Origin of the sequence: Pseudonocardia sp. MH-G8 (genome assembly GCF_002262885.1) — a bacterium.
Classification (GTDB): Bacteria; Actinomycetota; Actinomycetes; order Mycobacteriales; family Pseudonocardiaceae; genus Pseudonocardia.
The window spans coordinates 1,006,069-1,030,910 of the sequence record NZ_NKYF01000001.1; the positions used below are offsets into that span (position 1 = coordinate 1,006,069).

The 24,842-nt window shown below is 72.9% G+C and carries 30 protein-coding genes; 17 read left to right on the forward strand and 13 right to left on the reverse strand.

From position 1 onward, the window contains the following. Window positions 1-129 precede the first annotated feature (129 nt). On the forward strand, window positions 130-1,191 hold the full coding sequence (locus CFP66_RS04760) for a 3-deoxy-7-phosphoheptulonate synthase (RefSeq protein WP_094920608.1): 1,062 nt from the start codon (window positions 130-132) through the stop codon (window positions 1,189-1,191). 82 nt (window positions 1,192-1,273) lie between these two features. Here CFP66_RS04760 and CFP66_RS04765 read toward each other — a convergent pair whose 3' ends face one another. The 3 genes from CFP66_RS04765 to CFP66_RS04775 all read right to left on the reverse strand — a co-directional run bounded on the left by CFP66_RS04765 (window position 1,274) and on the right by CFP66_RS04775 (window position 4,206). Then, window positions 1,274-2,497: an RNA polymerase sigma factor gene (locus CFP66_RS04765; protein WP_094920610.1), complete on the reverse strand. Its 1,224-nt coding sequence runs from the start codon at window positions 2,495-2,497 to the stop codon at window positions 1,274-1,276. Continuing rightward, a complete protein-coding gene (locus CFP66_RS04770; protein ID WP_369804955.1) occupies window positions 2,494-2,832 on the reverse strand; it encodes a YciI family protein in 339 nt (112 codons plus the stop codon). The genes CFP66_RS04765 and CFP66_RS04770 overlap by 4 nt, the downstream gene beginning before the upstream one ends. A gap of 78 nt (window positions 2,833-2,910) precedes the next feature. Continuing rightward, the gene (locus tag CFP66_RS04775; RefSeq protein WP_094920612.1) at window positions 2,911-4,206 is read right to left on the reverse strand and encodes an alpha-amylase family protein; all 1,296 of its coding nucleotides are present in this window, start codon (window positions 4,204-4,206) and stop codon (window positions 2,911-2,913) included. A 55-nt stretch (window positions 4,207-4,261) separates the two neighbouring features. On the opposite strand from CFP66_RS04775, the gene CFP66_RS04780 reads away from it, so the two are divergent. Genes CFP66_RS04780 through CFP66_RS04790 form a run of 3 tightly spaced genes read left to right on the forward strand, consistent with a single transcriptional unit; the run spans window position 4,262 to window position 5,275 of the window. Continuing rightward, entirely contained in the window at window positions 4,262-4,534 is a 273-nt protein-coding gene (locus CFP66_RS04780) for a helix-turn-helix transcriptional regulator (protein WP_094920614.1), read from the forward strand. A gap of 9 nt (window positions 4,535-4,543) precedes the next feature. Then, complete coding sequence (locus tag CFP66_RS04785; protein WP_094920615.1) at window positions 4,544-4,936, forward strand: VOC family protein; 393 nt, start codon at window positions 4,544-4,546, stop codon at window positions 4,934-4,936. 48 nt (window positions 4,937-4,984) lie between these two features. Next, complete coding sequence (locus CFP66_RS04790) at window positions 4,985-5,275, forward strand: hypothetical protein (RefSeq protein ID WP_094920616.1); 291 nt, start codon at window positions 4,985-4,987, stop codon at window positions 5,273-5,275. A 13-nt stretch (window positions 5,276-5,288) separates the two neighbouring features. On the opposite strand, the gene CFP66_RS04795 is transcribed toward CFP66_RS04790, so the two are convergent. Further along, a complete protein-coding gene (locus tag CFP66_RS04795) occupies window positions 5,289-5,918 on the reverse strand; it encodes a class I SAM-dependent methyltransferase (RefSeq protein ID WP_198961237.1) in 630 nt (209 codons plus the stop codon). A gap of 69 nt (window positions 5,919-5,987) precedes the next feature. On the opposite strand from CFP66_RS04795, the gene CFP66_RS04800 reads away from it, so the two are divergent. Further along, the gene (locus CFP66_RS04800) at window positions 5,988-6,662 is read left to right on the forward strand and encodes a hypothetical protein (protein WP_233159138.1); all 675 of its coding nucleotides are present in this window, start codon (window positions 5,988-5,990) and stop codon (window positions 6,660-6,662) included. Between the two features lie 6 nt (window positions 6,663-6,668). On the opposite strand, the gene CFP66_RS04805 is transcribed toward CFP66_RS04800, so the two are convergent. Continuing rightward, entirely contained in the window at window positions 6,669-7,457 is a 789-nt protein-coding gene (locus CFP66_RS04805) for a GNAT family N-acetyltransferase (RefSeq protein ID WP_094921550.1), read from the reverse strand. Window positions 7,458-7,545: 88 nt separating this feature from the next. Here CFP66_RS04805 and CFP66_RS04810 point away from each other — a divergent pair, with 88 nt between their 5' ends. Then, the gene (locus tag CFP66_RS04810) at window positions 7,546-7,899 is read left to right on the forward strand and encodes a helix-turn-helix transcriptional regulator (RefSeq protein ID WP_094920617.1); all 354 of its coding nucleotides are present in this window, start codon (window positions 7,546-7,548) and stop codon (window positions 7,897-7,899) included. 3 nt (window positions 7,900-7,902) lie between these two features. After that, window positions 7,903-8,388 (forward strand): SRPBCC domain-containing protein, encoded by a 486-nt coding sequence (locus CFP66_RS04815; RefSeq protein ID WP_094920619.1) that lies wholly within the window; start codon window positions 7,903-7,905, stop codon window positions 8,386-8,388. Here CFP66_RS04815 and CFP66_RS04820 read toward each other — a convergent pair. Continuing rightward, window positions 8,357-9,037 (reverse strand): TetR/AcrR family transcriptional regulator, encoded by a 681-nt coding sequence (locus CFP66_RS04820; protein ID WP_094920620.1) that lies wholly within the window; start codon window positions 9,035-9,037, stop codon window positions 8,357-8,359. The two genes, CFP66_RS04815 and CFP66_RS04820, sit on opposite strands and share 32 nt — an antisense overlap. 92 nt (window positions 9,038-9,129) lie before the next feature. Between CFP66_RS04820 and CFP66_RS04825 the strand changes: the two genes are divergently transcribed. The 5 genes from CFP66_RS04825 (at window position 9,130) to CFP66_RS46990 (ending at window position 13,498) form a co-directional block, all read left to right on the forward strand. Further along, a complete protein-coding gene (locus CFP66_RS04825) occupies window positions 9,130-10,152 on the forward strand; it encodes a hypothetical protein (protein ID WP_094920621.1) in 1,023 nt (340 codons plus the stop codon). A gap of 175 nt (window positions 10,153-10,327) precedes the next feature. Continuing rightward, on the forward strand, window positions 10,328-11,347 hold the full coding sequence (locus tag CFP66_RS04830) for an LLM class flavin-dependent oxidoreductase (protein WP_094920624.1): 1,020 nt from the start codon (window positions 10,328-10,330) through the stop codon (window positions 11,345-11,347). A 179-nt stretch (window positions 11,348-11,526) separates the two neighbouring features. Further along, on the forward strand, window positions 11,527-12,462 hold the full coding sequence (locus tag CFP66_RS04835; RefSeq protein ID WP_158228024.1) for an aminoglycoside phosphotransferase family protein: 936 nt from the start codon (window positions 11,527-11,529) through the stop codon (window positions 12,460-12,462). 327 nt (window positions 12,463-12,789) lie between these two features. Further along, complete coding sequence (locus CFP66_RS04840; protein WP_198961238.1) at window positions 12,790-13,032, forward strand: DUF1801 domain-containing protein; 243 nt, start codon at window positions 12,790-12,792, stop codon at window positions 13,030-13,032. A 196-nt stretch (window positions 13,033-13,228) separates the two neighbouring features. Further along, window positions 13,229-13,498: a hypothetical protein gene (locus CFP66_RS46990; protein ID WP_143517113.1), complete on the forward strand. Its 270-nt coding sequence runs from the start codon at window positions 13,229-13,231 to the stop codon at window positions 13,496-13,498. Window positions 13,499-13,770: 272 nt separating this feature from the next. Here the strand turns inward: CFP66_RS46990 and ychF are convergent, their stop codons facing one another. The 4 genes from ychF to CFP66_RS46995 form a co-directional block, all read right to left on the reverse strand. Further along, entirely contained in the window at window positions 13,771-14,844 is a 1,074-nt protein-coding gene (gene ychF / locus CFP66_RS04845; protein ID WP_094920629.1) for a redox-regulated ATPase YchF, read from the reverse strand. A gap of 179 nt (window positions 14,845-15,023) precedes the next feature. Beyond that, window positions 15,024-15,668, reverse strand: coding sequence for a response regulator transcription factor (locus CFP66_RS04850; protein WP_094921551.1), 645 nt, complete (start codon window positions 15,666-15,668; stop codon window positions 15,024-15,026). Continuing rightward, on the reverse strand, window positions 15,620-16,834 hold the full coding sequence (locus CFP66_RS04855) for a sensor domain-containing protein (RefSeq protein ID WP_198961239.1): 1,215 nt from the start codon (window positions 16,832-16,834) through the stop codon (window positions 15,620-15,622). Before CFP66_RS04855 ends, CFP66_RS04850 begins: the two co-directional genes overlap by 49 nt. Window positions 16,835-16,947: 113 nt before the next feature. After that, a complete protein-coding gene (locus tag CFP66_RS46995; protein ID WP_143517114.1) occupies window positions 16,948-17,295 on the reverse strand; it encodes a hypothetical protein in 348 nt (115 codons plus the stop codon). A gap of 358 nt (window positions 17,296-17,653) precedes the next feature. Between CFP66_RS46995 and CFP66_RS04860 the strand changes: the two genes are divergently transcribed. The 3 genes from CFP66_RS04860 to CFP66_RS04870 all read left to right on the forward strand — a co-directional run bounded on the left by CFP66_RS04860 (window position 17,654) and on the right by CFP66_RS04870 (window position 19,902). Further along, the gene (locus CFP66_RS04860) at window positions 17,654-18,850 is read left to right on the forward strand and encodes a phosphotransferase (RefSeq protein ID WP_094920632.1); all 1,197 of its coding nucleotides are present in this window, start codon (window positions 17,654-17,656) and stop codon (window positions 18,848-18,850) included. An 89-nt stretch (window positions 18,851-18,939) separates the two neighbouring features. After that, window positions 18,940-19,263, forward strand: a complete 324-nt coding sequence (locus tag CFP66_RS04865; protein ID WP_094920633.1) for a hypothetical protein — start codon at window positions 18,940-18,942, stop codon at window positions 19,261-19,263. Between the two features lie 195 nt (window positions 19,264-19,458). Further along, window positions 19,459-19,902, forward strand: coding sequence for a hypothetical protein (locus tag CFP66_RS04870; protein ID WP_094920636.1), 444 nt, complete (start codon window positions 19,459-19,461; stop codon window positions 19,900-19,902). Window positions 19,903-19,906: 4 nt separating this feature from the next. Here CFP66_RS04870 and CFP66_RS04875 read toward each other — a convergent pair whose 3' ends face one another. The 3 genes from CFP66_RS04875 to CFP66_RS04885 all read right to left on the reverse strand — a co-directional run bounded on the left by CFP66_RS04875 (window position 19,907) and on the right by CFP66_RS04885 (window position 22,552). Continuing rightward, on the reverse strand, window positions 19,907-20,572 hold the full coding sequence (locus CFP66_RS04875) for a response regulator transcription factor (protein WP_094920638.1): 666 nt from the start codon (window positions 20,570-20,572) through the stop codon (window positions 19,907-19,909). Further along, window positions 20,569-22,113 (reverse strand): HAMP domain-containing sensor histidine kinase, encoded by a 1,545-nt coding sequence (locus CFP66_RS04880; protein ID WP_094921554.1) that lies wholly within the window; start codon window positions 22,111-22,113, stop codon window positions 20,569-20,571. Before CFP66_RS04880 ends, CFP66_RS04875 begins: the two co-directional genes overlap by 4 nt. A 97-nt stretch (window positions 22,114-22,210) precedes the next feature. Continuing rightward, window positions 22,211-22,552, reverse strand: coding sequence for a hypothetical protein (locus CFP66_RS04885; protein ID WP_094920640.1), 342 nt, complete (start codon window positions 22,550-22,552; stop codon window positions 22,211-22,213). 141 nt (window positions 22,553-22,693) lie between these two features. On the opposite strand from CFP66_RS04885, the gene CFP66_RS04890 reads away from it, so the two are divergent. Together CFP66_RS04890 and CFP66_RS04895 are read left to right on the forward strand one after the other, a co-directional pair. After that, a complete protein-coding gene (locus CFP66_RS04890; RefSeq protein ID WP_094920642.1) occupies window positions 22,694-24,190 on the forward strand; it encodes an AlkA N-terminal domain-containing protein in 1,497 nt (498 codons plus the stop codon). Further along, window positions 24,187-24,690 carry a methylated-DNA--[protein]-cysteine S-methyltransferase gene (locus CFP66_RS04895; protein ID WP_094920644.1) on the forward strand — a complete coding sequence of 168 codons (504 nt, stop codon included), beginning with the start codon at window positions 24,187-24,189 and terminating at the stop codon, window positions 24,688-24,690. The genes CFP66_RS04890 and CFP66_RS04895 overlap by 4 nt, the downstream gene beginning before the upstream one ends. Window positions 24,691-24,842 lie beyond the last annotated feature (152 nt).

Below are 24,842 nucleotides of genomic sequence, written 5' to 3' on the forward strand. Positions count from 1 at the left end.
ACTGGTTTACGCGACCGGCCCGGGAGGGGTCGGCCGGCGAACCGCTGCGCTGACCTCCCCACCCGAGCCGGATCGCGAACCGGCTCGGTGAGATCACGACGGGCCGGTTCCCTCACAGGAAGCGCCCTCATGACCCTCACCGCCGTCCCCGCGCTGGACGAGCACCGCACCACCCGGATCAGCCCGCTGCTGTCCCCGGCCCTGCTGCGCCACGAGCTCCCCATCGACTCCGCGGTCGCCGACACCGTCACGCGGGCCCGCGCCGAGGTCGTCGACATCCTCGACGGCCGCGACGACCGGCTGGTCGTCGTCGTCGGGCCGTGCTCCATCCACGACCCCGACGCGGCCATGGACTACGCGCACCGGCTGGCCGCGCACGCCGAGCGCGTGTCGGGCGAGCTGCGCGTCGTCATGCGGGCCTACTTCGAGAAGCCGCGCTCGACCGTCGGGTGGAAGGGCCTCATCAACGACCCGGCCCTCGACGGCACCTACGACGTCAACACCGGCCTGCGCACGGCGCGCCGCCTGCTGCTGGACGTCTCGGCGCTCGGCCTCCCGGTCGGCACCGAGTTCCTCGACCCGATCACCCCGCAGTTCCTCGCCGACACCGTGAGCTGGGGCGCGATCGGCGCCCGCACGGCCGCGAGCCAGGTGCACCGCCAGCTGTGCAGCGCGCTCTCGATGCCCGTCGGGATCAAGAACTCCACCGACGGCGACGTGCAGGTCGCGGTCGACGGCGTGCGCGCCGCCGCCGCCAGCCACGTGTTCATGGGCATCAACCCCGACGGCCTCGCCGCCCTGATCACCACGGCCGGCAACCCGGACGGGCACGTCATCCTCCGCGGCGGCACGGCCGGCCCGAACCACGACGCCGCCTCCGTCGCGGCCGCCCTCGACCGGCTCCGCACCGGCGGGCTGCCGCAGCGCGTGATCGTGGACGCGAGCCACGGCAACAGCGGCAAGGACCACGTCCGGCAGGCGGGCGTGGTGCACGAGCTCGCCGAGCGGATCAGCGCCGGCGAGCAGGGAATCGCCGGGTTGATGATGGAGAGCTTCCTGGTGGCGGGCCGCCAGGACCTGGGCCCGTCGATGACCAGGGGCCAGAGCATCACGGATGCCTGCATGGACTGGGAGACGACGGCGGAGCTCCTGGACGAACTGGCGACAGCGGTGGCAACCCGCCGGCGCTGAACAGCGCCACTTCGCACACCGCGTATCCACTTCGCACAAGGCGGGCCTTGTGCGAAGTGGATGCTGGGTGTGCGGAGTGCCCTCAGCAGACCTCCGCCAGTCGTCGGGCGAGGAACCTCCGTTCCGCGTCCGACTCCGTCATCTCCAGCGCCTCGCGGTACTCCTCCGCCGCCTCCGCGTTCCGCCCCAGCCTCCGCAGCAGATCGGCCCTGGTGGCCGGCAGCATCCGGTAGCCGGCCAGCTCCTCACCCAGCGCGTCGACGAGCGCGAGCCCGGCGGCCGGGCCGTCCGCCATCGCGACGGCCACGGCCCGGTTCAGCCGCACCACCGGCGACGGCACGAGCTCGGCGAGCCGGCCGTACAGCGCGGCGATCTGCGGCCAGTCGGTGTCGGTGGCGTGCTCGGCCCGCGCGTGGCACGCGGCGATCGCGGCCTGCACCTGGTACGCGCCCGGCTCCCGACGGCGCAGCGCGGCGTCCAGCAGTGCGATGCCCTCGTCGATCTCGCTGCGGTCCCACCGGCCGCGGTCCTGGTCCTCCAGCGTGACGGGGTCCCCCGCCTCGTCGAGCCGGGCGGCGCGGCGCGAGTGCTGCAGGAGTAGCAGCGCGGTCAGACCCAGCACCTCGGCGTCGTCGGGCATCAGCGCGGCGAGCGTGCGCGCGAGCCGGATCGCCTCCTCGCAGAGGTCGTGGCGCACCAGGTCGGGGCCCACCGCCGCCGAGTAGCCCTCGTTGAACAGCAGGTACACCACGCCGAGCACGGACGGCGTCCGGTCGGGCAGCAGGTGGTCGGGCGGCACCCGGTACGGGATCCCCGCCTCCCGGATCTTGCGCTTCGCCCGCACCAGCCGCTGCGCCATCGTCGGCTCCGGCACGAGGAACGCCCGCGCGATCTCCGCGGTCGTGAGCCCGGCGAGCGTGCGCAGCGTCAGCGCCACCCGGCCCTCCAGCGGCAGGGCCGGGTGACAGCAGGTGAAGATCAGCCGCAGCCGGTCGTCCTGGACCGCGCCGTCCTCGGCGTCCTCCGGCACGTCGGCGGGCATCGCCGCCACCTCCCGCAGCTTCGCCGCCTCCGTGGCGCGGCGCTTGAGCCGGTTGAGCGCCGCGTTGCGCGCGGTGGTCGTGAGCCAGGCACCCGGGTTGCGGGGCACACCGTCGCGCGGCCACCGGGCCAGCGCCTGCGCGACGGCGTCCTGCGCGGACTCCTCGGCGAGGTCCCAGTCGCCGGTCATCCGGATCAGGGTGGCCACGACCCGGCCCCACTCGCCGCGGAACGCCTCGGCGACCGCGGCGTCGACGTCGGTCACTCCTCGTCGAACGGCCAGACCGGCCGCAGCTCCACCATCCCCGCGCGGGCCATCGGGTGCTTCGACGCCACCTCGATCGCCTCGTCGAGGTCGGCGCACTCCAGCAGGTCGTAGCCGTACATCTGCTCCTTGGTCTCGGCGAACGGGCCGTCGGAGATCAGCACCTCGTTGCTCCGGACGCGCACGGTCGTGGCGTCGGACGCCGGCCGCAGCCGGTCCCCCTGCAACCGGACGCCGCGGCCGTCCATCTCGGCCACCCACTCCTCGATGGTGTAGCCGCCGTCCGACTCCAGTTCCTCGCCCTCGACGCCACAGATCAACAGCATGTACTGCACGGTTCCTCCTCGGTTGTCGATGCGCTCGTCACCACGGCGCTCGTCACCACGACAACCGGCGACCCGCCGGATCGACACTCACCGCAGAACTTTCCAGGAACGCGCGGCGACGAGCCACGGGTCCGCACCGCCCGCACCCGCCACCACCTGCGCCTCGCGGTCGGCGTCGAACCGGTGCTCCTCGTCGGCGAGGTTGAGCAGCACCGTCACGGCATCGTCGCCCGCCCGGCTGGTGAACGCGAGCTGCTCGTTCGCGACGTGGTCCACACTCGTGCGGGCGCCCGCCAGCCACGCGTTGCGGCGGCGCATCCCGATCAGCTCCTGGTGGGTGTGGAACACCGGCCATCCCTGCGGCGCAAGCTCGTCGGGCCCGGCGGGGAACGCGGGCCGCACGGCGTCGTCGCCGCCCTCGCGCTCCTCCTTCACTCCGCGGAACGCCTGCTCGTCGCCGTAGTACACCGAGGGCACCCCGGCGACGCCGAACAGCACCGCCAGCGCGTGACCGAGCAGCTCGGGGTCGTCGAGGCGGCTCGCGATGCGCGTGACGTCGTGGTTGCCGACGAACGTCATCGGGACGAAGTCGCCGACGAACCCGTCGTGGCGTTCCAGGGTCCACGCGAGCTCGTGGAGGTTGCGGTCGTTGATCGCGCTCCAGATCGCCTTCCACAACTCGTACTGCGTCACCGAATCGAGCCCGCCGTCGTGCACGAACGCCGGGTAGTCGCCGTGGATCACCTCGCCGACGAGCCACGCGTCCGGGTGCCGGGCGCGCACCGCGTCGCTGATGGCGCGCAGGGCCGGCTGCGGGATCGCGTACGCGGCATCGAGGCGCCACCCGCTCGCGCCCACGCCGAGCCAGTGGTCCATCACGGCGACGACGTGCTCGCGCACCTCGGGCTCGTCGTGGTTGAGCGCCACGAGCTCGTGGTGGCCCTCGAAATCGCGGTAGCCGAAGCCGTCCGGCCCGCCGGCGTCCGGATCGAGGCGGAACCACGACGCCCACCGCGACGACGGCCCGTGCTCCAGGACGTCGCGGAACTGCGGGAAGTCCCGTCCCACGTGGTTGAACACGCCGTCGAGCAGGACGTGGACCCCCCGCGAGCGGCAGGCCTCGAACAGCCACCGCAGGTCCTCGTCGGAGCCGAGGCGCGGGTCGACGCGGAAGTGGTCCACCGTGTCGTAGCCGTGCGTGGCGGACGCGAACACGGGGCCGAGCGCGAGCCCGTTGCAGCCCAGGTCGAGCAGGTAGTCCAGCCACGGTTCCAGCGACCGCAGCCGCGGCACCGGCTCCCCGTCGACGGCCACTCGCTCGGCCCCCGTGAAGCCGAGCGGATAGACGTGCCACCAGATGACGTGCTCGGTCCAGCCGTCCATCTCGTCACGGTAGTGCGCATTGACAGGCAAGCACACACTTGCCTATAACGGACGCATGCCCGATGTGCTCTTCAAGGCGCTCGCCGACGCGACCCGACGGACGATCCTCGACGAGCTCACACAGCGGGACGGCCAGACGCTGTTCGAGATCTGCGGGCGGCTGGCCATGAAGCACGACCTCGCCTCGTCGCGGCAGGCGATCTCGCAGCACCTCGCCGTGCTCGAGGAAGCCGGGCTCGTCACGACCCGGCGCGAGGGCCGCTACAAGTTCCACCACCTCGACACCACTCCCCTGCGCTCGATCGTCGAGCGCTGGCCGACCCCCTGAGGAACAGCGATGCTCACGATCAACATCACCAGCATCTACGTGGACGACCAGGCCAAGGCCCTCGCCTTCTACACCGACGTGCTCGGCTTCCGGAAGAAGACCGACGTCCCAGCAGGCGGGGCCCGCTGGCTCACGGTCGTCTCCCCCGCCCACCCCGACGGCGTCGAACTCCTGCTCGAACCGGCCGGCCACCCGGCGGCCAAGACCTACAAGGAGGCGCTGGTCGCAGACGGCATCCCGTTCACGTCGTTCGCGGTACAGGACGTCCGGGCCGAGTTCGACCGCCTCGCCGCCGCCGGCGTGCGGTTCGTGCAGGAGCCCACCGACCTCGGCCCCGTCGTCACGGCCGTCTTCGACGACACCTGCGGCAACCTGATCCAGATCGCCGGCCCGCCCGGGTGATCCTGCTGATCACTGGCGTCCGGGCCCGCGGTCGCCGACAATCGTCCCGTGCCGTCCGACCGTCCCGCTCTGCGGTCCGCGTTGCGAGCGGTGGTCGATCGCCGCGACCCGGAGGGCCTGCTCGCCCTCGGCGCCCCGCCCGATGAGTACGACCCGGAGGCCGCCGATCTCGCCCGCCTCCGCAGCACCGGCGGCCCGTTCACGGCGACGACCGTGGCCGAGGTGTGGGAACGCCGGTTCGGCCCGCACTCCGGGTTCGTCGACCGCGCGTCGCGGGCGGAGCTTGCGGCCTTCGCCGCGGAGCTGGAAGCAGCAGCTACCGACGTGGCCACGCGCTGAGCACGCGAAGCGGTCAGACCGGCGTGCGCACCAGCCCGAACTGGTAGTGCAGGCTCCGCGAGCCCGGCCAGGTGCCCCACCACTCGAGCGCGCCGTGCCGATCGAGGGCATCCCGCACCCGCGCGTCGCTGCGGAAGCTGAAGAACCGCGCCGGGCCGTGTTCGGTGTCGCCGTGCGGCCCCTCCCCGATCTCCTCGCCGCCCCACAACCCGACGGCGAGGGGCGCCCCGGGACGCAGCACCCGCACGACCTCCGCCAGGGCGGCGTCCAGGTCGGCCTCCGCAACGTGCAAGAGCGTGCTCATCGTCCATCCCGCCTCGAACGCGGCGTCCGGGAACGGCAGGTCGAACACCGACGCGACCTGCACGTCGAGCCCGATCCCACGGCAGGCGGCAATGCTCGCCGGTGCGAGGTCGACCCCGGTGTAGGCCAGCCCCGCCGCGGCGAACGCGCTTCCGTCCCGCCCCGGACCGGCACCGATCTCGAGTACCGACCCGCGGCCCTCCGCGACCAGCAGCCCGAGGAACTCCTCCCGCCGCGCCACCCGCTCGGCCGGCAGCTCCCGGCCGGCGCGCTCGCGCACCTCGCTGTCGTAGTAGACGGCGAGATCGCGCTCCCGTTGCGCCCGTGCGGAGGTCTCCACGGGCGCCAGCGTCCCAGCCGAGGACCGTGCGTCGCCACAGCCGCTCCCGCGGACGTGAGAGGGTCGCACGTGTCGCTCCTCCGTGCCGTCCGGAACAACGCCGAGTGGTGCGATCTGATGTGCCGGACCCACGGGCCCGGGGGCACGTTCGCCGGCCGGGCGTGGACCAGCTCGCACCGGACCCCACCCCTCTACCCGGACGCCGTCACACTGCGCCCCGAGGCAGGACTCGCCGACGTCCTCACGGGGGTCGACACGACGCGAGGCTGCTCGGTCAAGGACAGCTTCGCGCGTCTCGACCTCTCGGGCGCGGGTTTCGCGCCGCTCGTCGAGGCGGAGTGGATCGACCGCCCTGCCGACGGGCCGACACCGCCCCCGTCGACCCCGTGGGTCGCGATCACCACCGCACCCGAGCTCGCCGAGTGGGCGACCGCGTGGGACGGCGGCATCACCGGCCTGTTCCGGCCGAGGCTGCTCGCGCACCCCGCGGTGCGCGTCCTGGCCGCGCGGCGGGGCGGCGAGATCGTCGCCGGCGCCGTCGTGAACCGCAGCGGATCCGTGACGGGCGTGTCGAACCTCTTCGCCGTGGACGGGCACCTCGACGAGGCCTGGGCGGGCCTGCTCTCCGCACTCCCCCGCCAGCACGTGGTCGGCTACGAGACCGGTCCGGCCCTGGCCGCGGCGCACCGGCTCGGGTTCACGTCCACGGGCCGGCTGCGCGTGTGGGTGCGCACCTCCGGCTGAGGGCCGTCACCGGCTCCACACGTACGGCGTCGTCGTCGACACCCGCACCAGACCGGAGCGTTCGAGGATCGGGCGGGAGCACTCGGTCGAGTCGCTGTGGATGAGCGTCTTGCCGCGGGCCAGTGCGGACCGGGCGCGCGCTGCGGTCAACGCGCGGTAGATCCCCCGGCCGCGCCACTGCTCGAGCGTGGCCCCTCCCCAGATCCCGGCGAAGTCGGTGCCGGCAACCGGTTCGAGCCGGCCGGCGCTGATCATCCGGCCGGCCGCTTCGGCGACCCACAACTCCATCCCGTCGTCGAGGGCGAGCCGGCGCAGCAGCGCGTCGGGCGTCCGCTCGGAGACCGGTTCGCCGAAGGCCTCGTCCTGCATGGCGGCCATGGCGCGGACATCCGACTCCGTGGACACCCGCCGAAGCGTGACCCCCTCGGGCAACGGCGCCTCGAAGACCAGCGATGCGGCCTCGCCGAGCATGATCGATTCCGGCAGGTCCGGTACGAACCCGTTGGCCACCAGCGCCTCGTGCAGCCCGGGTGCGTGGTCGTGGCCGCGGGTCTTCCACTCGATCCGCCGGACCCCGGGGTCGGCGCGGTAGTGCCGCACGACATCCGGCACGAGCCGGGCGATCTCGTCGGCACCGGCGCCGCCGAGGTCGCGATAGGTCACGAACCCCCGCCCGCCGGCGAAGGTCACCAGGCGCAGCGAGTCGTGCCGGGTGACCGAGACCGCGCCGGGCGTTTCGGCGTCGGTGCGCAGCTGTTCGTCGTACGCCCGCAGGAGGAGGGCCGTGTCCGTCACCGCGATCACCCTGACGAGTCGCGACCGCGGCGACAAGTCGAAACCCACCCCTTGACAACGTACAACCAGTTAGTTGTACATTACCTCCGTGACCGAGCACGACGAGGAACGGGCCGACGCCATGTTCCACGCGCTCGCCGACCGGACCAGGCGCGACATCATGCGCAGGGTGCTGTCCGGGGAGCATTCGGTCTCGGCCCTCGCTGCGAGGTACGACATGAGCTTCGCCGCGGTGCAGAAGCACGTCGCCGTCCTGGAGAAGGCCGGCCTGCTCACCAAGCGGCGCAACGGTCGCGAGCAGCTGGCCAGCGGCGACGTCACGGCAGTGCGGTCGGTGGCCTCGATGCTCTCCGAGCTGGAGCAGGTCTGGCGCGGCCGCATCGCACGCATCGACGAACTGCTCGCGCTCGACGCCGCGAGCAATGACAACCAGGAGGACTGACCGATGCCCGTCACCGACGTCACGCACGACATGGACACCCGCAGCCTGACCATCACCGCCGAGTTCGCCGCACCGGTGGAGCGGGTCTGGCAGATCTATGCGGACCCGCGCCAGTTGGAGAAGGTCTGGGGCCCGCCGAGCTACCCGGCCACCGTCGTCGAGCACGACCTCACCCCGGGTGGCCGCGTGACCTACTACATGACCAGTCCCGAGGGCGAGAAGTTCGCCGGGTACTGGAAGGTCACGAGCGTCGACGAACCGCGGGGCTTCACGTTCGAGGACGGGTTCGCCGACCTGGAGTTCACCCCGAACCCGGACCTGCCGGTCTCGACGAACGTCTACGCCTTCACCGAGCAGGACGGCCGCACGCGCGCGACGTACGTGGCCACGTACGCCACCGCCGAAGGACTGCAGAAGGTGCTGGAGATGGGCGCGGTCGAGGGCGCCAGCAGCGCGATCAACCAGATCGACGAGTTCCTCGCGCGCTGAGGAACCGGTCTCCGGAGGTGCCGGCGTCCGGGACGTCGAGCGCCGGCCGGAGCGGAGCCAGCGCGGCACGCAACAGGTCCGGGAGCGAGCCCGACGGGACCACGAGCCCGCCCCCGCCTGCTCGTCCCCCTGCGACGCCCAGCCACTCGTGGAGCGCAACGCGGGTCGCCGCCGCCACGGCGGCAGCGAGCACTCGTGCGGTGACCCGATCGATACCCCCACCGCGCTCGAGGATCGCAGCGGCGAGCGGCTCCTCGATCGCGGTGGCGGCCTCCAGGTAGGCGCTGCGCAGCGCCGGATTCGCCGTGACGAGGAGCAGCCCGTCGGTGTCGGGATGGGCCGGTTGCGCGTAGTGCGTCACCACGGCGTCGATGACCGCGTCCGCGAGACCGGTCCCCCGCGAACGCTCCGCGACCGCTGCCGCCACCCGCGACTCCCGCTCGGCGGTGATGCCGGCGACGATCGCCTGCTCGCGGCTCGCGAAGTAGTTGTTGTAGGTCCGCGGCGACACCCCTGCGGCCTCGGCGATGTCGTCGACCCGCAGGTTCTCCGGGCCACGTTCCAGCGCCAGCCGCAGCGCAGCGGCACGCAAGGCCTCCCTGGTGGCCTGCTTCTTCCGCTCCCGCAACCCGGCCCGGCGCGTCGTCATCACTCCAGCCTCCCATCCCAAAAAGTTGCGTGCACGCACTTTTCTCGCGTAGCTTCTGCTCATCCGGACAGCGAGCTCGGGGGGACGCGACCATGCGCGCCAGGGGCATCACCTACGACACCGGCTTCGTGCGCAACGGCGTGCTGTCCCGACAGCACTTCGACCACGACGTCGTCCTGCGGGAACTGGAGATCATCCGTGACGACCTGCACTGCACCGCCGTCCAGATCACCGGCGGGGATGCGGACAGGCTGGAGGTGGCGGCCCGCATCGCCGCCGACCTCGGACTGGAGGTCTGGTTCTCGCCCTACCCGCTGGAGCTCACGACCGACGAGATCCTGGATCTGCTGGTCGACTGCGCGCAACGGGCCGAGCGGATCCGGGCGACCGGATCGGAGGTGGTGTTCGTCGCCGGGGTCGAGATGTCGCTCATGAACCGCGGGTTCACCGCCGGGGAGGACCTCGAGGAGCGCCTCGGCCTGCTCCTCGCCGACCCGGAGGGCCGAGCAGGACGGATCGGCGAGGCCAGCAGCCGCCTCGATGCCTTCCTGCACATCGTCGTGGCAGCGGTGCGCGGGCGGTTCGGCGGCAGGATCACCTACGCGGCCATCCCCTTCGAGCAGATCGACTGGAGCCCGTTCGACTTCGTGACGGTCGAGCTCATCCGATCGGCCGAGGTGGCCGACCGGTTCCGCGACGGCGTACGGACCCTGGTCGCGCGCGGGAAGCCGGTGGCGATCACCGGATTCGGCACCGCGACCTGGCACGGAGCGGGCGAGACGGCACCACGCAGCATGGAGATCATCCAGTACGACGACTCCGGCTCCCCGGTTCGGCTCGACGGCGAGTACGCCCGCGACGAGGAAGGACAAGCCGCCTACCTGAGCGAGCTGCTCGAGGTCTTCGACGCCGAGGGCGTCGACAGCGCCTTCGTGTTCCTCTTCGCGCTCGAGAACCTGCCGCACCGCGCCGGCGGGGATCCTCGCGACGACCTCGACCTGGCCAGCCTGGGTATCGTCAAGGTGCTCGAGGGCGCCACCGGCACGACCTACCCCGGGATGGGCTGGGAACCGAAAGCGGCTTTCGCGACGCTCGCCGAGCGCTACGCCGCCTAGGCGGTCGGCGACGGCGCGCCCGACCCGTGACGGTCGATGATCGTTGCGAGATCCACGGATCCCCGATGAATCTCGGAAGGATCTTGCAGATCCCCGACGGACCGCGGCGCGCCTGCGGTGGGTCTGCGAGGAGGCCGGCAGGAATGCCGCCATGCGCCGTCGAGTTGGTTGCAGGGTGAAGAAGATTGGTTTCCTGTCCTTCGGGCACTGGTCGGCGTCACCACAGTCGATGGTGCGATCGGCGGCGGACGCCCTGCTGCAGTCGGTGGAGCTCGCCGTGGCCGCGGAAGAGGCGGGCGCCGACGGCGCGTACTACCGCGTGCACCACTTCGCCCAGCAACTCGCCTCCCCGTTCCCCCTGCTGGCCGCGGCCGGGGCGCGGACCAGCCGGATCGAGCTGGGTACCGCCGTGATCGACATGCGGTACGAGAACCCGCTCTACATGGCAGAGGACGCCGGTGCCGCCGATCTCATCTCCGGTGGTCGCCTGCAGCTGGGCATCAGCCGGGGATCGCCGGAGCAGGTGATCGACGGCTTCCGCTACTTCGGGCACGTGCCACCGGAAGGCATGAGCGACGCCGACATGGCCCGCGAGCACACCAGGGTTTTCCTCGAGGTGCTCGCGGGAGAGGGGTTCGCCCGGCCCAACCCGCGCCCGATGTTCCCCAACCCGCCGGGCCTGCTGCGGGTCGAACCGCACTCGCCGGGGCTGCGGGACCGGATCTGGTGGGGCGCCGGAACCCGGGCCACCGCGGAGTGGACGGCCGAGCAGGGGATGAACCTGATGAGCTCGACCCTGCTCTCGGAGGACACCGGCGTGCCCTTCCACGAGCTCCAGGCCGAGCAGATCCAGCGGTTCCGGGACGCCTGGAAGGTCGCAGGGCACAGCCACGAGCCGCGCGTCTCCGTCAGCCGCAGCATCTTCCCGATCGTCGACGACCTCGACCGCCAGCTCTTCGGGCGGGAGCGCAACAGCGCCGACCAGGTCGGCTTCCTGGACGGCGGCACCGCCCGGTTCGGCCGGTCCTACGCGGGCGAGCCGGACGAGCTCGTCGCCGAGCTCGCCGAGGACGAGGCGATCGCGGCCGCGGACACCCTGCTGCTCACGGTGCCCAACCAGCTGGGCGTCGACTACAACGCGCACGTGATCGAGAGCCTGCTCACCCACGTGGCCCCGGAGCTGGGCTGGCGCTGACCCCGCCATCGCCCATGATCGTCAGTTCGGTGCAGGAGCGGCCGTATTCGGCCGTTCCTGCACCGAACCGGTGATCACGTCGCCGTTTCGGGTTCGCGCCGTGAAGTGGACCGACTGTCACCCTCCCTCCTCGTAGCCGTGCCGACGTGGATGCGGACTATCCGGGGCAGCATGAGCGGGTGGTGAGTCCGTTCCTCGACGTCGATCCGAGCTTCCGCGCGCAGGTACTGCGCCGCTCCCCCGACTCGCAGGCGTGGCTGGAGGACCTTCCGCGGCTTTGGACCAGCTTGTTGCGACGGTGGCACCTCGCGCCCGTCGGTGCCGCCCGATACGGCGGGACATCCGTCGTACTGCCCGTCGAGGAGTCGGCCTCGGGTAGGCGCGCGGCCGTGAAGTTGGTGAGCCCGGCCGCGTCGGCCGCCGACGAGGCAGCGGCTCTGACGGCGTTCCACGGCCAGGGAGCAGTCAGGCTGTTCGACGTTGACGTCGAGACGCCGGCTCTGCTCCTGGAATGGCTGGACGGGCCATCGCTGAGCAGCGCGCCGAACCGGAGCCGAGCCATGCGGATCGCCGGCGAGATCGCGGCCCAGCTCGCGACAGCCGCCGCGCCACCGGGTTCGCCACGTCTGGCAGATCAGGCGTCGACGTGGCTCGCGCAGTTGCGCCACCAGCACGACGCCGCACAGCGAGCGGGCACAGCAGTGCCGGATGCACACTTCCATCTCGCCGCGGAGATCGTCTCCGGACTGACCGAGGTGAGCACGGGGACCCCGACGCACGGTGACCTGAGCCTGCTCAACATCATGCGTGGGGACCGCGGCTGGGTCGCCGTGGACCCACTGCTGGTGACGGGGTCAGCGGCGTGGGAGGCGCACACGGTCATCCGCAGCCACCTGCCCGACATCGCCGACGCCGACGACCCGGTGGAGCTGTCGAGCCGCTGGATCCGCGAGTTCACCGATGCGGCCGGCCTCGACCACCGCGAGGCCGGGTTGCTGTCGTTCGCGCGGTTCGTCGCCTCGTACTACTGGGAGAGCCAGAACCAAGGCGACACCGGCACGGTCGAGGGCCTTCGTCGCATGGCCACGGCAATCGCTCGCGCCGAGCTCGGGTGAGCTGAGCGCAGCAGGCCCTGAAGCCGGCCAGGCGAAGGAGGCCCTGTTCAGACGTTGAAGCGGACCTCCACCGAGTTCCAGCACGGAGAACCATCTGAGTGATCGGGCCTGGCTTGGCGAGCCGCACGATCACGTCCGCCTCCCCCGGACTCGCCTACGGAGACCGGCGACCGGACGCAGCTAGAGTTTCCACACCTGCGAGGAAGGCAGAGACTTGGCAACCACCGCTGACCACGACTCCTACATCGCCGCTGCGCCGGAGGCGTTCCGCCCGGTTCTCGACCACCTCCGTGACCTCCTGCGCAGGGCTCTTCCGGATGCGGGGAGATGACGGCGTACAACATGCCAGGATTCAGGATTCGTGGAACGGTCGTTGCGAGCTACGCGGCGTTCAGCAAGCAGGTCGGGCTCTACCTTCTCGCCCCTGCGATCGCAGCTCATGCCGAAGAGATCGCAGAGGCGGGCCTCAAGGCGAGCAAGACCGGCGTCACCTTCTCGCCGCGCAAGCCGATCCCGGATGATCTCGTGATGAGGCTCGCACGAGCATCACGCAAGCACGTCGACGGCTGAGGCGCTTTGTCGCAGATTCGCGTGGCCGTAGCGCCTCGTCCATGACCCGCCGCATCCGGTCCGGAGCTTCCTCGGCCGGGTGGCCGTACACGTCCGCCGTGACGCTGATGGACTTGTGCCCGAGCCATGCGAGACCTCGACCGGGGCCACCCCGCCCGGACGCGAAGACGTGCCTCAGGTCGTGCGGCGTGTAGACGTGCTGGCCGTCCTCGACCAGCCCCAGGACGCCCAGCGCCTTGCTCCAGTGGTAGCGGTAGGTCGAGTTCGTGGAGAACCGCACAGCGTCGCCGTGGCGTCCAGGAACCGCGCCACCCGCTGTGACTGCTTCGTGGTGCCGGTATTCGACCCGGACGACGATTACGACGGACGGGACGCACAGCGGGAAGCCCTGGAGACGCACAAGCGGGCCACCCGTGGCCAGAAGGACCAGCTCAACGCGCTACGGCGGCATATCGAGGGCCGCTGAGTGGCCAGAAGCTGCGAGGCATCGAAACCGGCTGATCGGCTTCTTCGCTAGTCCTCGTCGGGCCGCTTTCTGAGCGCCCGCATCTGCTCGTGGACATCGAGAAGCGCCACCCGCTGCCGCAGCTCAAACCCTGCCGGCTCGTCAGTCCTCGGGGTCGCCGCTCATGAACTGGAGCGTCCAGCATGCGATGGGGGCCTACGAGGACAGAGATCCCGTACGTCGGCATCCTGGTGACCGGCCCCGACGGCGTCAGACGTTGAACGGCAACGGAACTACACGTTGAACCGGAACTCCACCACGTCACCGTCGGCCATGACGTAGTCCTTCCCCTCCATCCGCACCTTGCCCGCGGCCTTGGCCGCGTTCATCGAGCCGGCGTCGACGAGGTCGTCGTAGGAGACGATCTCGGCCTTGATGAAGCCGCGCTCGAAATCGGTGTGGATCACGCCTGCGGCCTGGGGCGCGGTGTCGCCCTTGCGGATGGTCCAGGCCCGAGCTTCCTTCGGCCCCGCGGTGAGGTAGGTCTGCAGGCCCAGGGTGTGGAATCCGGCGCGGGCCAGGGAGTAGAGCCCCGGCTCGTCCTGGCCGATCGACTCCAGCAGCTCCCGGGCCGACTCCTCGTCCAGCTCCAGCAGCTCGGCTTCCACCTTGGCGTCGAGGAACACCGCGTCGGCCGGGGCCACCAGCGCGGCGAGCTCCTTGCGGCGGCCGTCGTCGGACAGCACGGCCTCGTCGGCGTTGAAGACGTAGAGGAACGGCTTCGTGGTGAGCAGCGACAGCTCCCGCAGGAGCGAGGTGTCTGCGCCTGCCGCGAACAGGGTGGTGCCGCCGTTGAGGATCTCGACGGCCTGCTCAGCGGCCTCGAGGACCAGACGCCGGTCCTTCTGCATCCGGGCTTCCTTGGAGAGCCGCGGGACGGCCTTCTCCAGGGTCTGCAGGTCGGCGAGGATGAGCTCCGTGGCGATCGTCTCGATGTCGCCCGCGGCGTCGATGCGGCCGTCGACGTGGACGACGTCCGGGTCGTCGAAGACGCGCACCACCTGGCAGATCGCCTGCGCCTCACGGATGTTGGCGAGGAACTTGTTGCCGAGCCCGGCCCCCTCGGAGGCGCCCTTCACGATTCCCGCGATGTCGACGAACGACACCGTGGCCGGGATCGTCTTCGCCGACGAGAACATCCGCGCCAGCACGTCGAGGCGCGGATCGGGCAGCGGCACCACCCCGACGTTCGGCTCGATCGTCGCGAACGGGTAGTTGGCGGCGAGCACGTCGTTGCGGGTGAGGGCGTTGAACAACGTCGACTTGCCGACGTTGGGCAGCCCGACGATGCCGAGGGTGAGTGACACGAGGCTCCAGGGTAGTCGCGGCCGTTGTCCCGCCGATCGGCACGCTCGTTCGGCAGCGGTGGGTCGCCGCGCTGCCCGCGGCGTGCGAGCCCGGCTATCGGCAGCGAGATGGCACCGGCCGCGGTTGCAGGAAGATCGAACAACGCTGGATGCCGATTCGGCCGCGCACCCGGTGACGACTACGCCACCGCTTGCAGGTACGCGAGAACGGCCCGCACGCGGCGGTTGTCGTCGTCGGACGGCGGCAGGTCGAGTTTGGCGAAGATGCTGCTGATGTGCTTGCCCACGGCCTTCTCCGTGACGTACAGCGCGGCGGCGATCGCGGCGTTGGAGCGGCCCTCCGCCACGAGCTCCAATACCTCGCGCTCACGCGGGGTGAGGGTCGTGAGCGGCGCGGTGCGACGGCCGACGAGCTGCCCGATCACCTCGGCGTCCATCGCGGTGCCACCTGCTGCGACCCGCCGGACGGCGGCGACGAACTCCTCGACGTCGCCGACACGATCCTTGAGCAGGTACCCGACGCCCCCCGACTGGTCGGCGAGCAGCTCTCGGGCGTAGAGCTGCTCCACGTACTGCGACAACACCAGGACCGGCAGGCCCGGCACCTCCCGGCGGGCGGCGACCGCCGCGACCAGCCCTTCGTCGGTGAACGTCGGGGGTAGCCGGACGTCGACGACCGCGACGTCGGGGCGGACGCGCAGCAGTGCCTCGCGCAGCGCGGGACCGTTGTCGACCGCCTCGACGACCTCGAAGCCGTTGGCACCGAGCAGGCGGATCAGCCCGTCGCGGAGGAGGACGTGGTCCTCGGCGATGACGGTGCGCAGAGGTCGCACGGGAGCTCCATCGTGATCTCGGTCGGGCCACCGGGCGGGCTCGCCACGTGCAGCGTGCCGTCGAAGGCCGCGAGCCGGCGTTCGATGCCGCGCAACCCGGTGCCCCGCGTGGGGTCGGCGCCACCCCGGCCGTCGTCGCCGACGACGACCGTGATCTTGCCGTGGGCGTAGGCGGCGTGCAGCCAGGCTCGCGTGGCACGGGCGTGCCGCCCGACGTTGGCGAGGGCCTCGGTGGCGGTGAAGTACAGCGCCGACTCGACCGGTGGGTGCGGCCGCGCAGGCAGGTCGACCGACACCGCGACCGGCACCGGACACAGCAGCGCGGCCGCCTCGAGCCCGCCGGGCAGCCCGCGGTCGGCGAGCACCGGCGGATGGATGCCGCGGACGAGGTCGCGCAGCTCGGCGAGGGCGCGGCCGGCGTCGGCGCGGGCCTCCTCGAGCAGCGCGGCCGCACGGTCGGGGTCGGCGTGCAGGGTCTGCGCGGCCAGCCCCAACGTCATCCTGACGGCCGCGAGGCGGGCCTGCGCGCCGTCGTGCAGGTCGCGCTCGATGCGGCGCAGCTCGGCGGCCTGCGCGTCGACGGTGGCCGCCCGGGACTCGGCCAGCTGCTCCACGCGACGCTCGAGGGTGCTGCCCGCAGGCGCGAGCAGCAGACGCACGAGCAGCGCGAGCGCGCGTACCAGCCACGGCACCGTCCACCACACGACGGCGAGCAGGACGAGCACCGGGAGGGTGAACACCGCGAACGGGCCCGTTCCGCCGACGAGCATGGTGCCGAGGGTGTTGAACACGGCGTTCGCGAGGAACGCGAGGAGGATCCCCGCGAACCCGTGGAGGGCGAGCCAGATCGTGTCGCGGCCGGTCTGCGGATCGCGCAGGCACGCCGCGAGCTCCCGCCAGGTGGGGCCGGGATCAGCCCGGTAGCCGACGGAGAGCTCGGCATCGAGGACGCGCCCTGCCTGCGCGCGATGGAGATCGGCGAGGGCGCGCGTGGCGCCGAGCGCACCCGAGACGACCGGGAGACCGACGCCGAACAGCGGCACGAGCACCAGCCCGACCAGCTGTGTGAGCAGCAGGACCAGCGCCACCAGCGCGGTGCCGACGGCGCAGGTGAGGCGCACGGCAGCGAGGAGCCAGTTCCGCAGCCGACGTGTCACGGGGTCCAGTCTCCCGGAAGTGACCGACGGTCCACAGTGGGCCTGAGCCCCCTGTGGACCGGGGACTGACCCGCCGGTGGATCAACCGACCAGCACCATGGTGCACGGCCGCGTCACCCGCGAGCCTTTGTCCCGTGCTGACCACCCTCCTCGAGATCGCCGCCGGCTGGCCCGTGCCTGCGGTGCTGGCCGTCGCGGCCTTCCTGCTGGTCGTCGAGAGCGGAACGCTCGTCGGGATCGCCCTGCCCGGCACCACCCTGCTGGTGGCGCTCGGGCTGTGGTCGCACGCGGCTCCCCACGCGCTGGGCCCGGCCGTCGCGGTGGCCGCCACCGCGACCGTCGCGGGCGCCCATCTGGGCTGGTGGCAGGGCCGGGTGGGCGTGGTGCCCGCTCTGCCGAGCGCGCGGCTCCACCGGCTCGCCACCGCACGCGCGGAGCAGGCCGGTGGCTGGCTCTCCCACCGCGGTCCGGCCGCCACCACCGCCCTGCTGGCCTGCGGGCACTGGGCCGCCGCGGCCCGGCCGGTGCTGCCGCGCGTGGCCGGCGCGGCGGGCGTGCCGTACCGGACCGCAGGCCCGACGCTGATCGTGTCCGGCAGCGCGTGGGCAGCCACGCTCGTACTGCTGGGCAACCAGGTCGGGCCGGTCGTGCTCACGTCGGCGGCGTGGCTGCCGATCCTCCTCGTGGTGCTGCTCGTCGGTGTGCTCGTCGTGCGAAGCCGGGCGTCACGGGCCGCGGCCGAGGACGACCCGCCCGAGGATGAGGGGCCTCTCATCCTCGGCTCATCGCCTGTGCACCCACGCCCACCAACCTGGCCCGATGACCCTCGCCCCGACACGACCCACCTGGCCGGCGCCGCTCGCCCTGTTGCTCGGCCCGGATGCCTCCGAGCTGCTCGGGGTCACCCTCGGCGGTTACGGCGGCCGGCTCACGGCGCTGCGGGTCGTGACGGTCGGGGTGCAGCCGGGTGGCGCCACGGTCGTGCAGTACGCGGCCGACGTGCAGCGTGCCGATGGCACGACGACGCGCGAGACGCTTGCCGCCACCACCGGCAGCCGCATCCCGCAGGGTGCCGCCGTGCTCGCGGGTCGTGGAGTGGAAGTGGGCGTCTGGCGTTGGCCGCAGGATCCGGCGCTGCCCGCGCTCGCGACCGCGGCCCACCCGGGCCGGCTCGCGGTGGCGCTCCACGCTCTCGGCATACCGCGGGAAACACCTCCGCACGTGAAGGTGCGCGCCTACCGGCCCGGCCGGCGCGCGGTGCTGGAGCTCACCGGCGGAGGGCCGCGACTGTTCCTCAAGATCGTTCGCCCCGATGCGGTTCAGGGCCTGCGCGAGCGGCACGACCTGCTCGCCCCACACGTACCCGTGCCCCGCCCGCTCGCCACCACCCCCGACGGCATGCTCGTCCTCCCCGAGGCAGCGGGCACGCCGGTGCGCACACTGCTCTCCCGGGGCACCCCACCCCCTCCGCCCACCGCGCTGGCCGCCGTCCTCGACGCCCTGCCTCCGGCGCTCCTCGAGCTACCGGCCCGGCGCACGCACCTGCAGCGGGTACGGCATTTCGCCGACGTCCTCACCCACACCGCCGTCGGCGCCGACGACGAGCGCGCCGAACTGGACGCGCTCACCGCCCGGCTCGCGGATGTCGATGGTGGTGCGCATCCGAGCGTGCCCGTGCACGGCGACTTCTACGAGAGCCAGCTCCTCGCCTCCAGCGGGCGGATCACCGGGCTCCTCGACGTCGACACCGCAGGGCGGGGGCACCGGATCGACGAGTGGGCCACCCTCCTGGCACACCTGTCCGTGCTCGCGCTGCACGGCTCGCCCGCCGCGCGCGGCTACGGCGCCCAGGTGCTGGCGCACGCCGAGCAACGGTTCCCCCGGGCCCAGCTCCGACCCCGGATCGCGGCGGCCGTACTGGGCCTGGCCACCGGTCCGTTCCGCGTGCAGCAGGAGGGATGGCGCGAGCACACCCAGGAGCGCCAACGGCTCGCGACGCGATGGGCCCGCGGATGAGAGCGACCTCATCCCGCTCTACTGGCGACCTCACGCGCAGCCGGAACCGTGGACTCCGTCAGCACGACAACCACCTGGAGGAGCACGCGATGGAACGCCCTGCCACCTGGAAGATCCTCACCCTCGGAGCCGCCCTCACCGGCCTCGGCGTCACCGGCGCAGGGGTGGCGGCCGCCGGCGAGACCAGCAGCCCTGCGCACCCCGTGCCGGCGCCGGTCTCGGCGTCCGCCACCGGGGCGGAGCCTGCGCCGCTCGCACCGGCCGCCGTCGCCGACGCGTCCCCGGAGTCGGCGGACTCCCCGTTCGAGAGCCCGTTCGAGTCCGCCGATTCGCCGTTCGACAGCCCCGACGACGTCGGGGCCCCCGGACTCCCCGGGGACGACACCCCCGACGACACGCCCGACGACGACTGACAAGGAACCGACCGCGAGCCGCACAGGAGCGCCCACCGCGCGGCGCTCCTGTGCGGCTCGTTCCGATCTACGAACCCGCGACCTGCAGTTCTTCCCGGCGGGACCAGCCGCGGGATCGACCGTTCGCGCAGGTCGGCTAACGCCACCGGCCGCTCGTCGATGGTCTGAGTGGGTGGTGTCGTGTCATGTGGGAGGGTGATCGTCGTGCGGTTCCAGTCCCGAGCGGTACTCGCGGGCGCGGCGCTCGCCATGTTCGCAGCGAGTAGCGGCGTGGCGCTGCTGATGCCCGACCCAGCCGACGACCCGACGGTCGGTGTGCCCGAGTTCGCCGCGTCGCAGCAGTCGCTGCCGGCGGTGCCGGACGACGCGGGCGCGCGGCCGGTGGCACCACCGGTCACCGGTGCGCAGATCGCCGCGCTGGCGCTCGCCCCCGCCCGCGATCGGGCCGAGACGCTCATCGCCGAGCGCGCGAAGGCCGAAGCCGAGGCGGCCGCGGCGGAGGACGACGACGAGGACGACGACGACGAGGCCGACTCGTCGAACAGCAGCAGCCGCGCCGAGGAGTGGCGGGAGCTGCGCAACCGGATCAAGGAAGCCTGCGCCGACGGCCGGATCCGCGGGCAGATCTGCCGCAGCTGACGCTTCAGGCCCGGTCGTCGAGCCGGTACCCCATCCCCCGCAGCGTGACGATCCGCTCCGCGCCGAGCTTGCGGCGCAGGTAGCGCACGTACACGTCCACCACGTTCGAGCCCGGGTCGAAGTCGTAACCCCACACGTGGCTGAGCAACTGCTCGCGCGAGAGCACCTGCCCCGGATGCCGGAGGAACGTCTCGGCGAGGGCGAACTCACGGGCCGAGAGGTCGACGGTGCGGCCGTCGACGTGGGCGCGGCGGGTGCGCAGGTCCAGTTGCAGGTCGCCGTGCGAGAGCACGGTGAGCTCCGGTGTGCGGCTGCCGGCCAGCCGCAGCCGGACGCGGGCGAGGAGCTCCTCGAAGCGGAACGGCTTGGGCATGTAGTCATCCGCGCCGCCCTCCAGGCCGGCAACGGTGTCCTGCACGCTGTCGCGCGCCGTCAGCACGATCACCGGGATCGGGCTGTCGTGGGCGCGCAGCGACCGGAGCACGGCGAACCCGTCGAGACCGGGCAGCCCGATGTCCAGCACGAGCAGGTCGAACCCGCCGGTCATCGCGTAGTCGCGGGCCGAGGGCCCGTCGCCGACCACCGTGACCGCGAACCCGTTGGCGGCCAGCCCCTTCTCGACGAACGCCGCGATCCGCGGCTCGTCCTCGGCCACGAGGATGCGGCTCACGGCGCCTCTCCGCCCTCGCGACCGACGGCACCCTCGGCTGCTGGGTGCCGGCGGGAGTGCCGTTCGTCGGTGATGGTGGGGATCTCGACCGTGAACGTCGCCCCGCGGCCGGGCACGCTGTCGAGCAGCGCGTTCCCGCCGTGCGCCACCGCGATGGCCCGGACGATCGACAGGCCGAGCCCGGCACCGTCGGAACGCGGGACCGCCGTGGAGCCACGGGCGAACCGCTCGAAGATCCGCACGCGGTCCTCGGCGGCGACCCCGGGGCCGCTGTCGGACACCCAGAACCGCAGCCGGCCGCCGGTGAGCTGCGAGCCGAGGCCGATCCGGTCGCCGGGGCCGGTGTGGCGGCACGCGTTGTCGGCGAGGGCGACCACGGCCTGGGTGATGCGCTGCCGGTCGAGCCGGGCGTCGACGCCTGCCGCGGCCTCGAGCACCCACCGCCGGTCACCGAGGTGCTCGACCTTCTCCACGATCTCCGTCGTGAGCGTCTCGACGTCCACGCGCTCGACGTGCAGGAACGACGGCTGCTCCGAGCGCGCCAGCAACAGCAGGTCCGACACCATCCGGTTCATCCGGCCGAGTTCGTCGTCGACCAGCGCCACCGTGGCGCGGACGTCCTGCGGGTCGGCCGGATCGAGCACCTCCAGGTGCCCACGGACGATCGTGATCGGGGTGCGCAACTCGTGCCCGGCGTCGTCGACGAACCGCCGCTGGGCCACGACCCCGGACTCGACGCGGTCGAGCATCGCGTTGACGGTGCGGGCGAGGTCGCCGAGCTCGTCCGCCTCGCCCTCGTCCGGGATGCGACCGGACAGGTCCGTGTCGGTGATCGTGCGGGCGGTGGCGGCGACGTCGCGCAGCGGCCGCAGGATGCGACCCGCCACGAGCCACGCCGCCGCAGCGGCACCGAGGAGGGTGACGCCGCCGACCCCGAGCATCAGCCGGGCAGCGTTGTCGGCGGCCGCACGTTCGGCGTCGGCGAGGTAGGCGGCCACGATCACCCCGTGCGCCGGGTCGCCCTGCAGGGCCACCGGGATCGCGAGGTAGCGCACCTCGCCCGCGGCGGGGCTGTCGTACTGCCCGGAACGGGGCGTGTCGACGCCGGCGACGAGCGCGGCGAACGCCGGATCGCCGGCGAGCACCTCGGGGGCGCCGGGCTCCTGCCGGCTCTGGGTGCGGTAGCCGCCGTCGACGTAGCCGAGGAACTTCTCGTTGGGCCGCGCGAGGTTGTAGGCGATGGCCTCGCCGATCACCTCGTCGACGGTGCGGAACGGCAGGCCGGTGCGCGGGTTCGTGCCGGCCTCGGTGAGCTCCGCGAACTCCTCGACCTCGAACCGCAGCGCCTCGTCCATCCGCTCATCGGTGACCTGGATCAGCAGGCGCCACGTCACGAACGTGACGGCGGCCAGCGCGACGAGCACCAGCGACAGGACCCACCCGATGATGCGGGTGCGGGCGGTGCTCGGCAACAGCCGACGTCGCGCGGCGGACGGCTGCGGCGCACCCGGCGCCGAGCGGGGCCTCGCGGTGGGGGGCATCGGGGTCCCTGCGGGGAGGTGGGCACCGGCCGGGACGGATCGGTGCTGGTCACCGCCATCCTCGCTGACGCGGCGCCACTCGCGCAGTGGAACGGGGTCAGTCGTCGTCATCCGGGCCGTCGTCGTCGGGGCCGTCGTCGGGGCCGTCGTCGGGGCCGTCGTCGGGTCCGTCGTCGGGGCCATCGTCATCGTCATCGTCGTCGACCGGGGGCGGCGGGGCGACGTAGCCGGCCTCGTCGCGCGGGGCGGGCTCCGGCGCGGCCGGCTGCCCCCCGCCGGGTGCGGCGGGCGGCGCGGCGGGCGGCACCGCCGGCGCCTGGACGGTGATCGGCTCGACGGGCGGCGGGTCGGCGTCCGCGGCCGAGCCGAGCACGACGACACCGGCCAACACGCCGATGACCAGCAGCACGGCCGTGGCGATGACGAGTGGGAGGCGCACGCCCAGATCCTGGTCGCCGCCGGTGACGGCCGGATGAGAGCCGGATGAGACGTCTCTCATCCCACGCACGGACGAGCGGCTGCCGCGGCGCCGTCCGATTCCCGCCAGTCGAGGGCCGTGCGGGGTGGCACAGTCGGTTGCGTGCTGCTCGATCAGGAACGCTGCTACCGCGCCGTCGCCTCGCGCGACGCCCGCTTCGACGGGCACTTCATCACGGCCGTGCGCACGACCGGGATCTACTGCCGGCCGTCGTGCCCGGCCGTCACACCCAAACGCGCGAACGTGGAGTTCCTGCCCACGGCAGGCGCCGCGCAGCAGCGCGGCTACCGCGCGTGCCGGCGCTGCCAGCCCGACGCGGTGCCCGGCTCGCCGGACTGGGACCTGCGCGCCGACCTCGCCGCACGGGCGATGCGCCTCATCTCCGACGGCGTCGTCGAACGCGACGGCGTGCCCGGGCTCGCCACGCGGCTGGGCTACTCGGAACGGCACCTGAACCGCGTGCTCACCGCGGAGCTGGGCGCCGGCCCGCTCGCTCTCGCGCGGGCGCACCGGGCCCACACCGCGCGGCTGCTCATCGAGACCACACCGCTCGGGATGGCCGACATCGCGTTCGCGGCCGGGTTCGCGAGCGTGCGGCAGTTCAACGACACCGTCCGCGAGGTGTACGGGGTGGCGCCGACGACCCTGCGCACCGAGGCGGGCCGTCGCCGCGGGGCCGGACCCGGCGCCGCGGGCACGCTGGTGCTGCGGTTGCCCTACCGGCCGCCGTTCGACGCCGATGGCCTGCTCGCGTTCTTCGCGGCCCGCGCGCTGGCCGGGGTCGAGTCGATCGAGGCCGGCACCTACCGGCGCACGCTGCGGCTGCCCCACGGGCCTGCGACCGTGGTGCTGGACCTGACGCCGGCGCCGCGCAACGGGCACGTGGTCGCGACGCTGCGGCTGGCCGATCCGCGGGACCTCGGTCCCGCCGTCGCCCGGCTGCGCAGGCTGCTCGACCTGGACGCCGACCCGCTCGCCGTCGACGCCGTGCTCGGTGCGGACCCGGACCTCGCGCCCGCGGTCGCCGCGGTGCCGGGGATCCGGCTGCCCGGCACCGTCGACGGGGCCGAGACGGCGTTCCGGGCCGTGCTGGGCCAGCAGGTCTCGGTCGCGGCGGCCCGGACGGCGGCGAGCCGGCTCGCGGCGGCGCTGGGCGAGCGGCTCCCGCCCGCGCTCGCCGCCGACGGTCCCGACCTGCTGTTCCCCACCGCGGCAACGATCGCGGCGCGCGGCGCGGAGGTGCTGACCGGCCCGCAGCGGCGGATCGCGACCGTGCTGGGGCTCGCCGCTGCCGTCGCCGACGGCACGCTCGTACTCGACCCCGGCCGGGACGCCGCCGACCTGCGCTCCACGCTCACCGCCCTGCCCGGTGTGGGGCCGTGGACGGCGGGCTACCTGGCCATGCGGCTGCTCGGCGACCCCGACGAGCTGCTCGCCACCGATCTCGGCGTGCGCCGCGGCGCGGCCGCGCTCGGGCTCCCGTCCGACCTCGCCGGTCTGACGGCCCGGGCCACCGGCTGGGCGCCGTGGCGCTCCTACGCCGCCACCCACCTCTGGCGGGCGATGCCCGCCGCTCCCACGAACCGGAGGAAGACATGAACGCCGCGACTTGGGCCACGATCGACACGCACCTCGGCCCGTTCACCGCCGTCGTCGACGCCGACGGCGCCGTCCTCGCCTCGGGCTGGACGGCCGAGCTCGACGAGCTGACCCCGCAGATCCATCCGACGCTGCGCCCCGCGGAACTGGTGCGGGGTGACCTGGGCCCGGCCGGCGACGCCGTCCGCCGCTACCACGACGGCGACCTCTCCGCGATCGACGCGGTGCCGGTCCGGCAACGCTCGGGCGAGTTCCTGGAGCACGCCTGGGAGGTTCTGCGCGAGGTCCCGGCGGGCGCACCGGTGACCTACACCGAGTACGCCGCGAAGGCCGGGCGGCCGGCAGCCGTTCGCGCCGCGGCCTCCGCCTGCGCCCGCAACGCGGCCGCGCTGTTCGTCCCGTGCCACCGCGTGCTGCGCACCGACGGCACGCTGGGCGGCTTCCGCTGGGGCGTGGACGTCAAGCGCCGCCTGCTGACCCACGAGACACCGCGCGACTGACACAAGCCCCGACTCGCATGCAGCCAGACCCCGACTCGCGGAAAGGGTGGGCCCCCACCTCCGCGAGTCGGGGCGTGAGTGTGCGCGAGTCGAGCTCGGCGAGCTCGACCATGCGTTCGACCGTTCGTCGATCGGCACGCCCCGCTGGCCCC

What these genes read in the sequence shown, in the direction of transcription:
- CFP66_RS04760 (WP_094920608.1), top strand. Translation starts at nt 130, where the DNA reads ATGACCCTCACCGCCGTCCCCGCGCTGGACGAGCACCGCACCACCCGG.
- CFP66_RS04775 (WP_094920612.1), bottom strand. Translation starts at nt 4,206, where the DNA reads ATGGACGGCTGGACCGAGCACGTCATCTGGTGGCACGTCTATCCGCTC.
- CFP66_RS04780 (WP_094920614.1), top strand. Translation starts at nt 4,262, where the DNA reads ATGCCCGATGTGCTCTTCAAGGCGCTCGCCGACGCGACCCGACGGACG.
- CFP66_RS04785 (WP_094920615.1), top strand. Translation starts at nt 4,544, where the DNA reads ATGCTCACGATCAACATCACCAGCATCTACGTGGACGACCAGGCCAAG.
- CFP66_RS04815 (WP_094920619.1), top strand. Translation starts at nt 7,903, where the DNA reads ATGCCCGTCACCGACGTCACGCACGACATGGACACCCGCAGCCTGACC.
- CFP66_RS04820 (WP_094920620.1), bottom strand. Translation starts at nt 9,037, where the DNA reads ATGACGACGCGCCGGGCCGGGTTGCGGGAGCGGAAGAAGCAGGCCACC.
- CFP66_RS04825 (WP_094920621.1), top strand. Translation starts at nt 9,130, where the DNA reads ATGCGCGCCAGGGGCATCACCTACGACACCGGCTTCGTGCGCAACGGC.
- CFP66_RS04840 (WP_198961238.1), top strand. Translation starts at nt 12,790, where the DNA reads ATGACGGCGTACAACATGCCAGGATTCAGGATTCGTGGAACGGTCGTT.
- CFP66_RS04860 (WP_094920632.1), top strand. Translation starts at nt 17,654, where the DNA reads ATGACCCTCGCCCCGACACGACCCACCTGGCCGGCGCCGCTCGCCCTG.
- CFP66_RS04865 (WP_094920633.1), top strand. Translation starts at nt 18,940, where the DNA reads ATGGAACGCCCTGCCACCTGGAAGATCCTCACCCTCGGAGCCGCCCTC.
- CFP66_RS04880 (WP_094921554.1), bottom strand. Translation starts at nt 22,113, where the DNA reads ATGCCCCCCACCGCGAGGCCCCGCTCGGCGCCGGGTGCGCCGCAGCCG.
- CFP66_RS04895 (WP_094920644.1), top strand. Translation starts at nt 24,187, where the DNA reads ATGAACGCCGCGACTTGGGCCACGATCGACACGCACCTCGGCCCGTTC.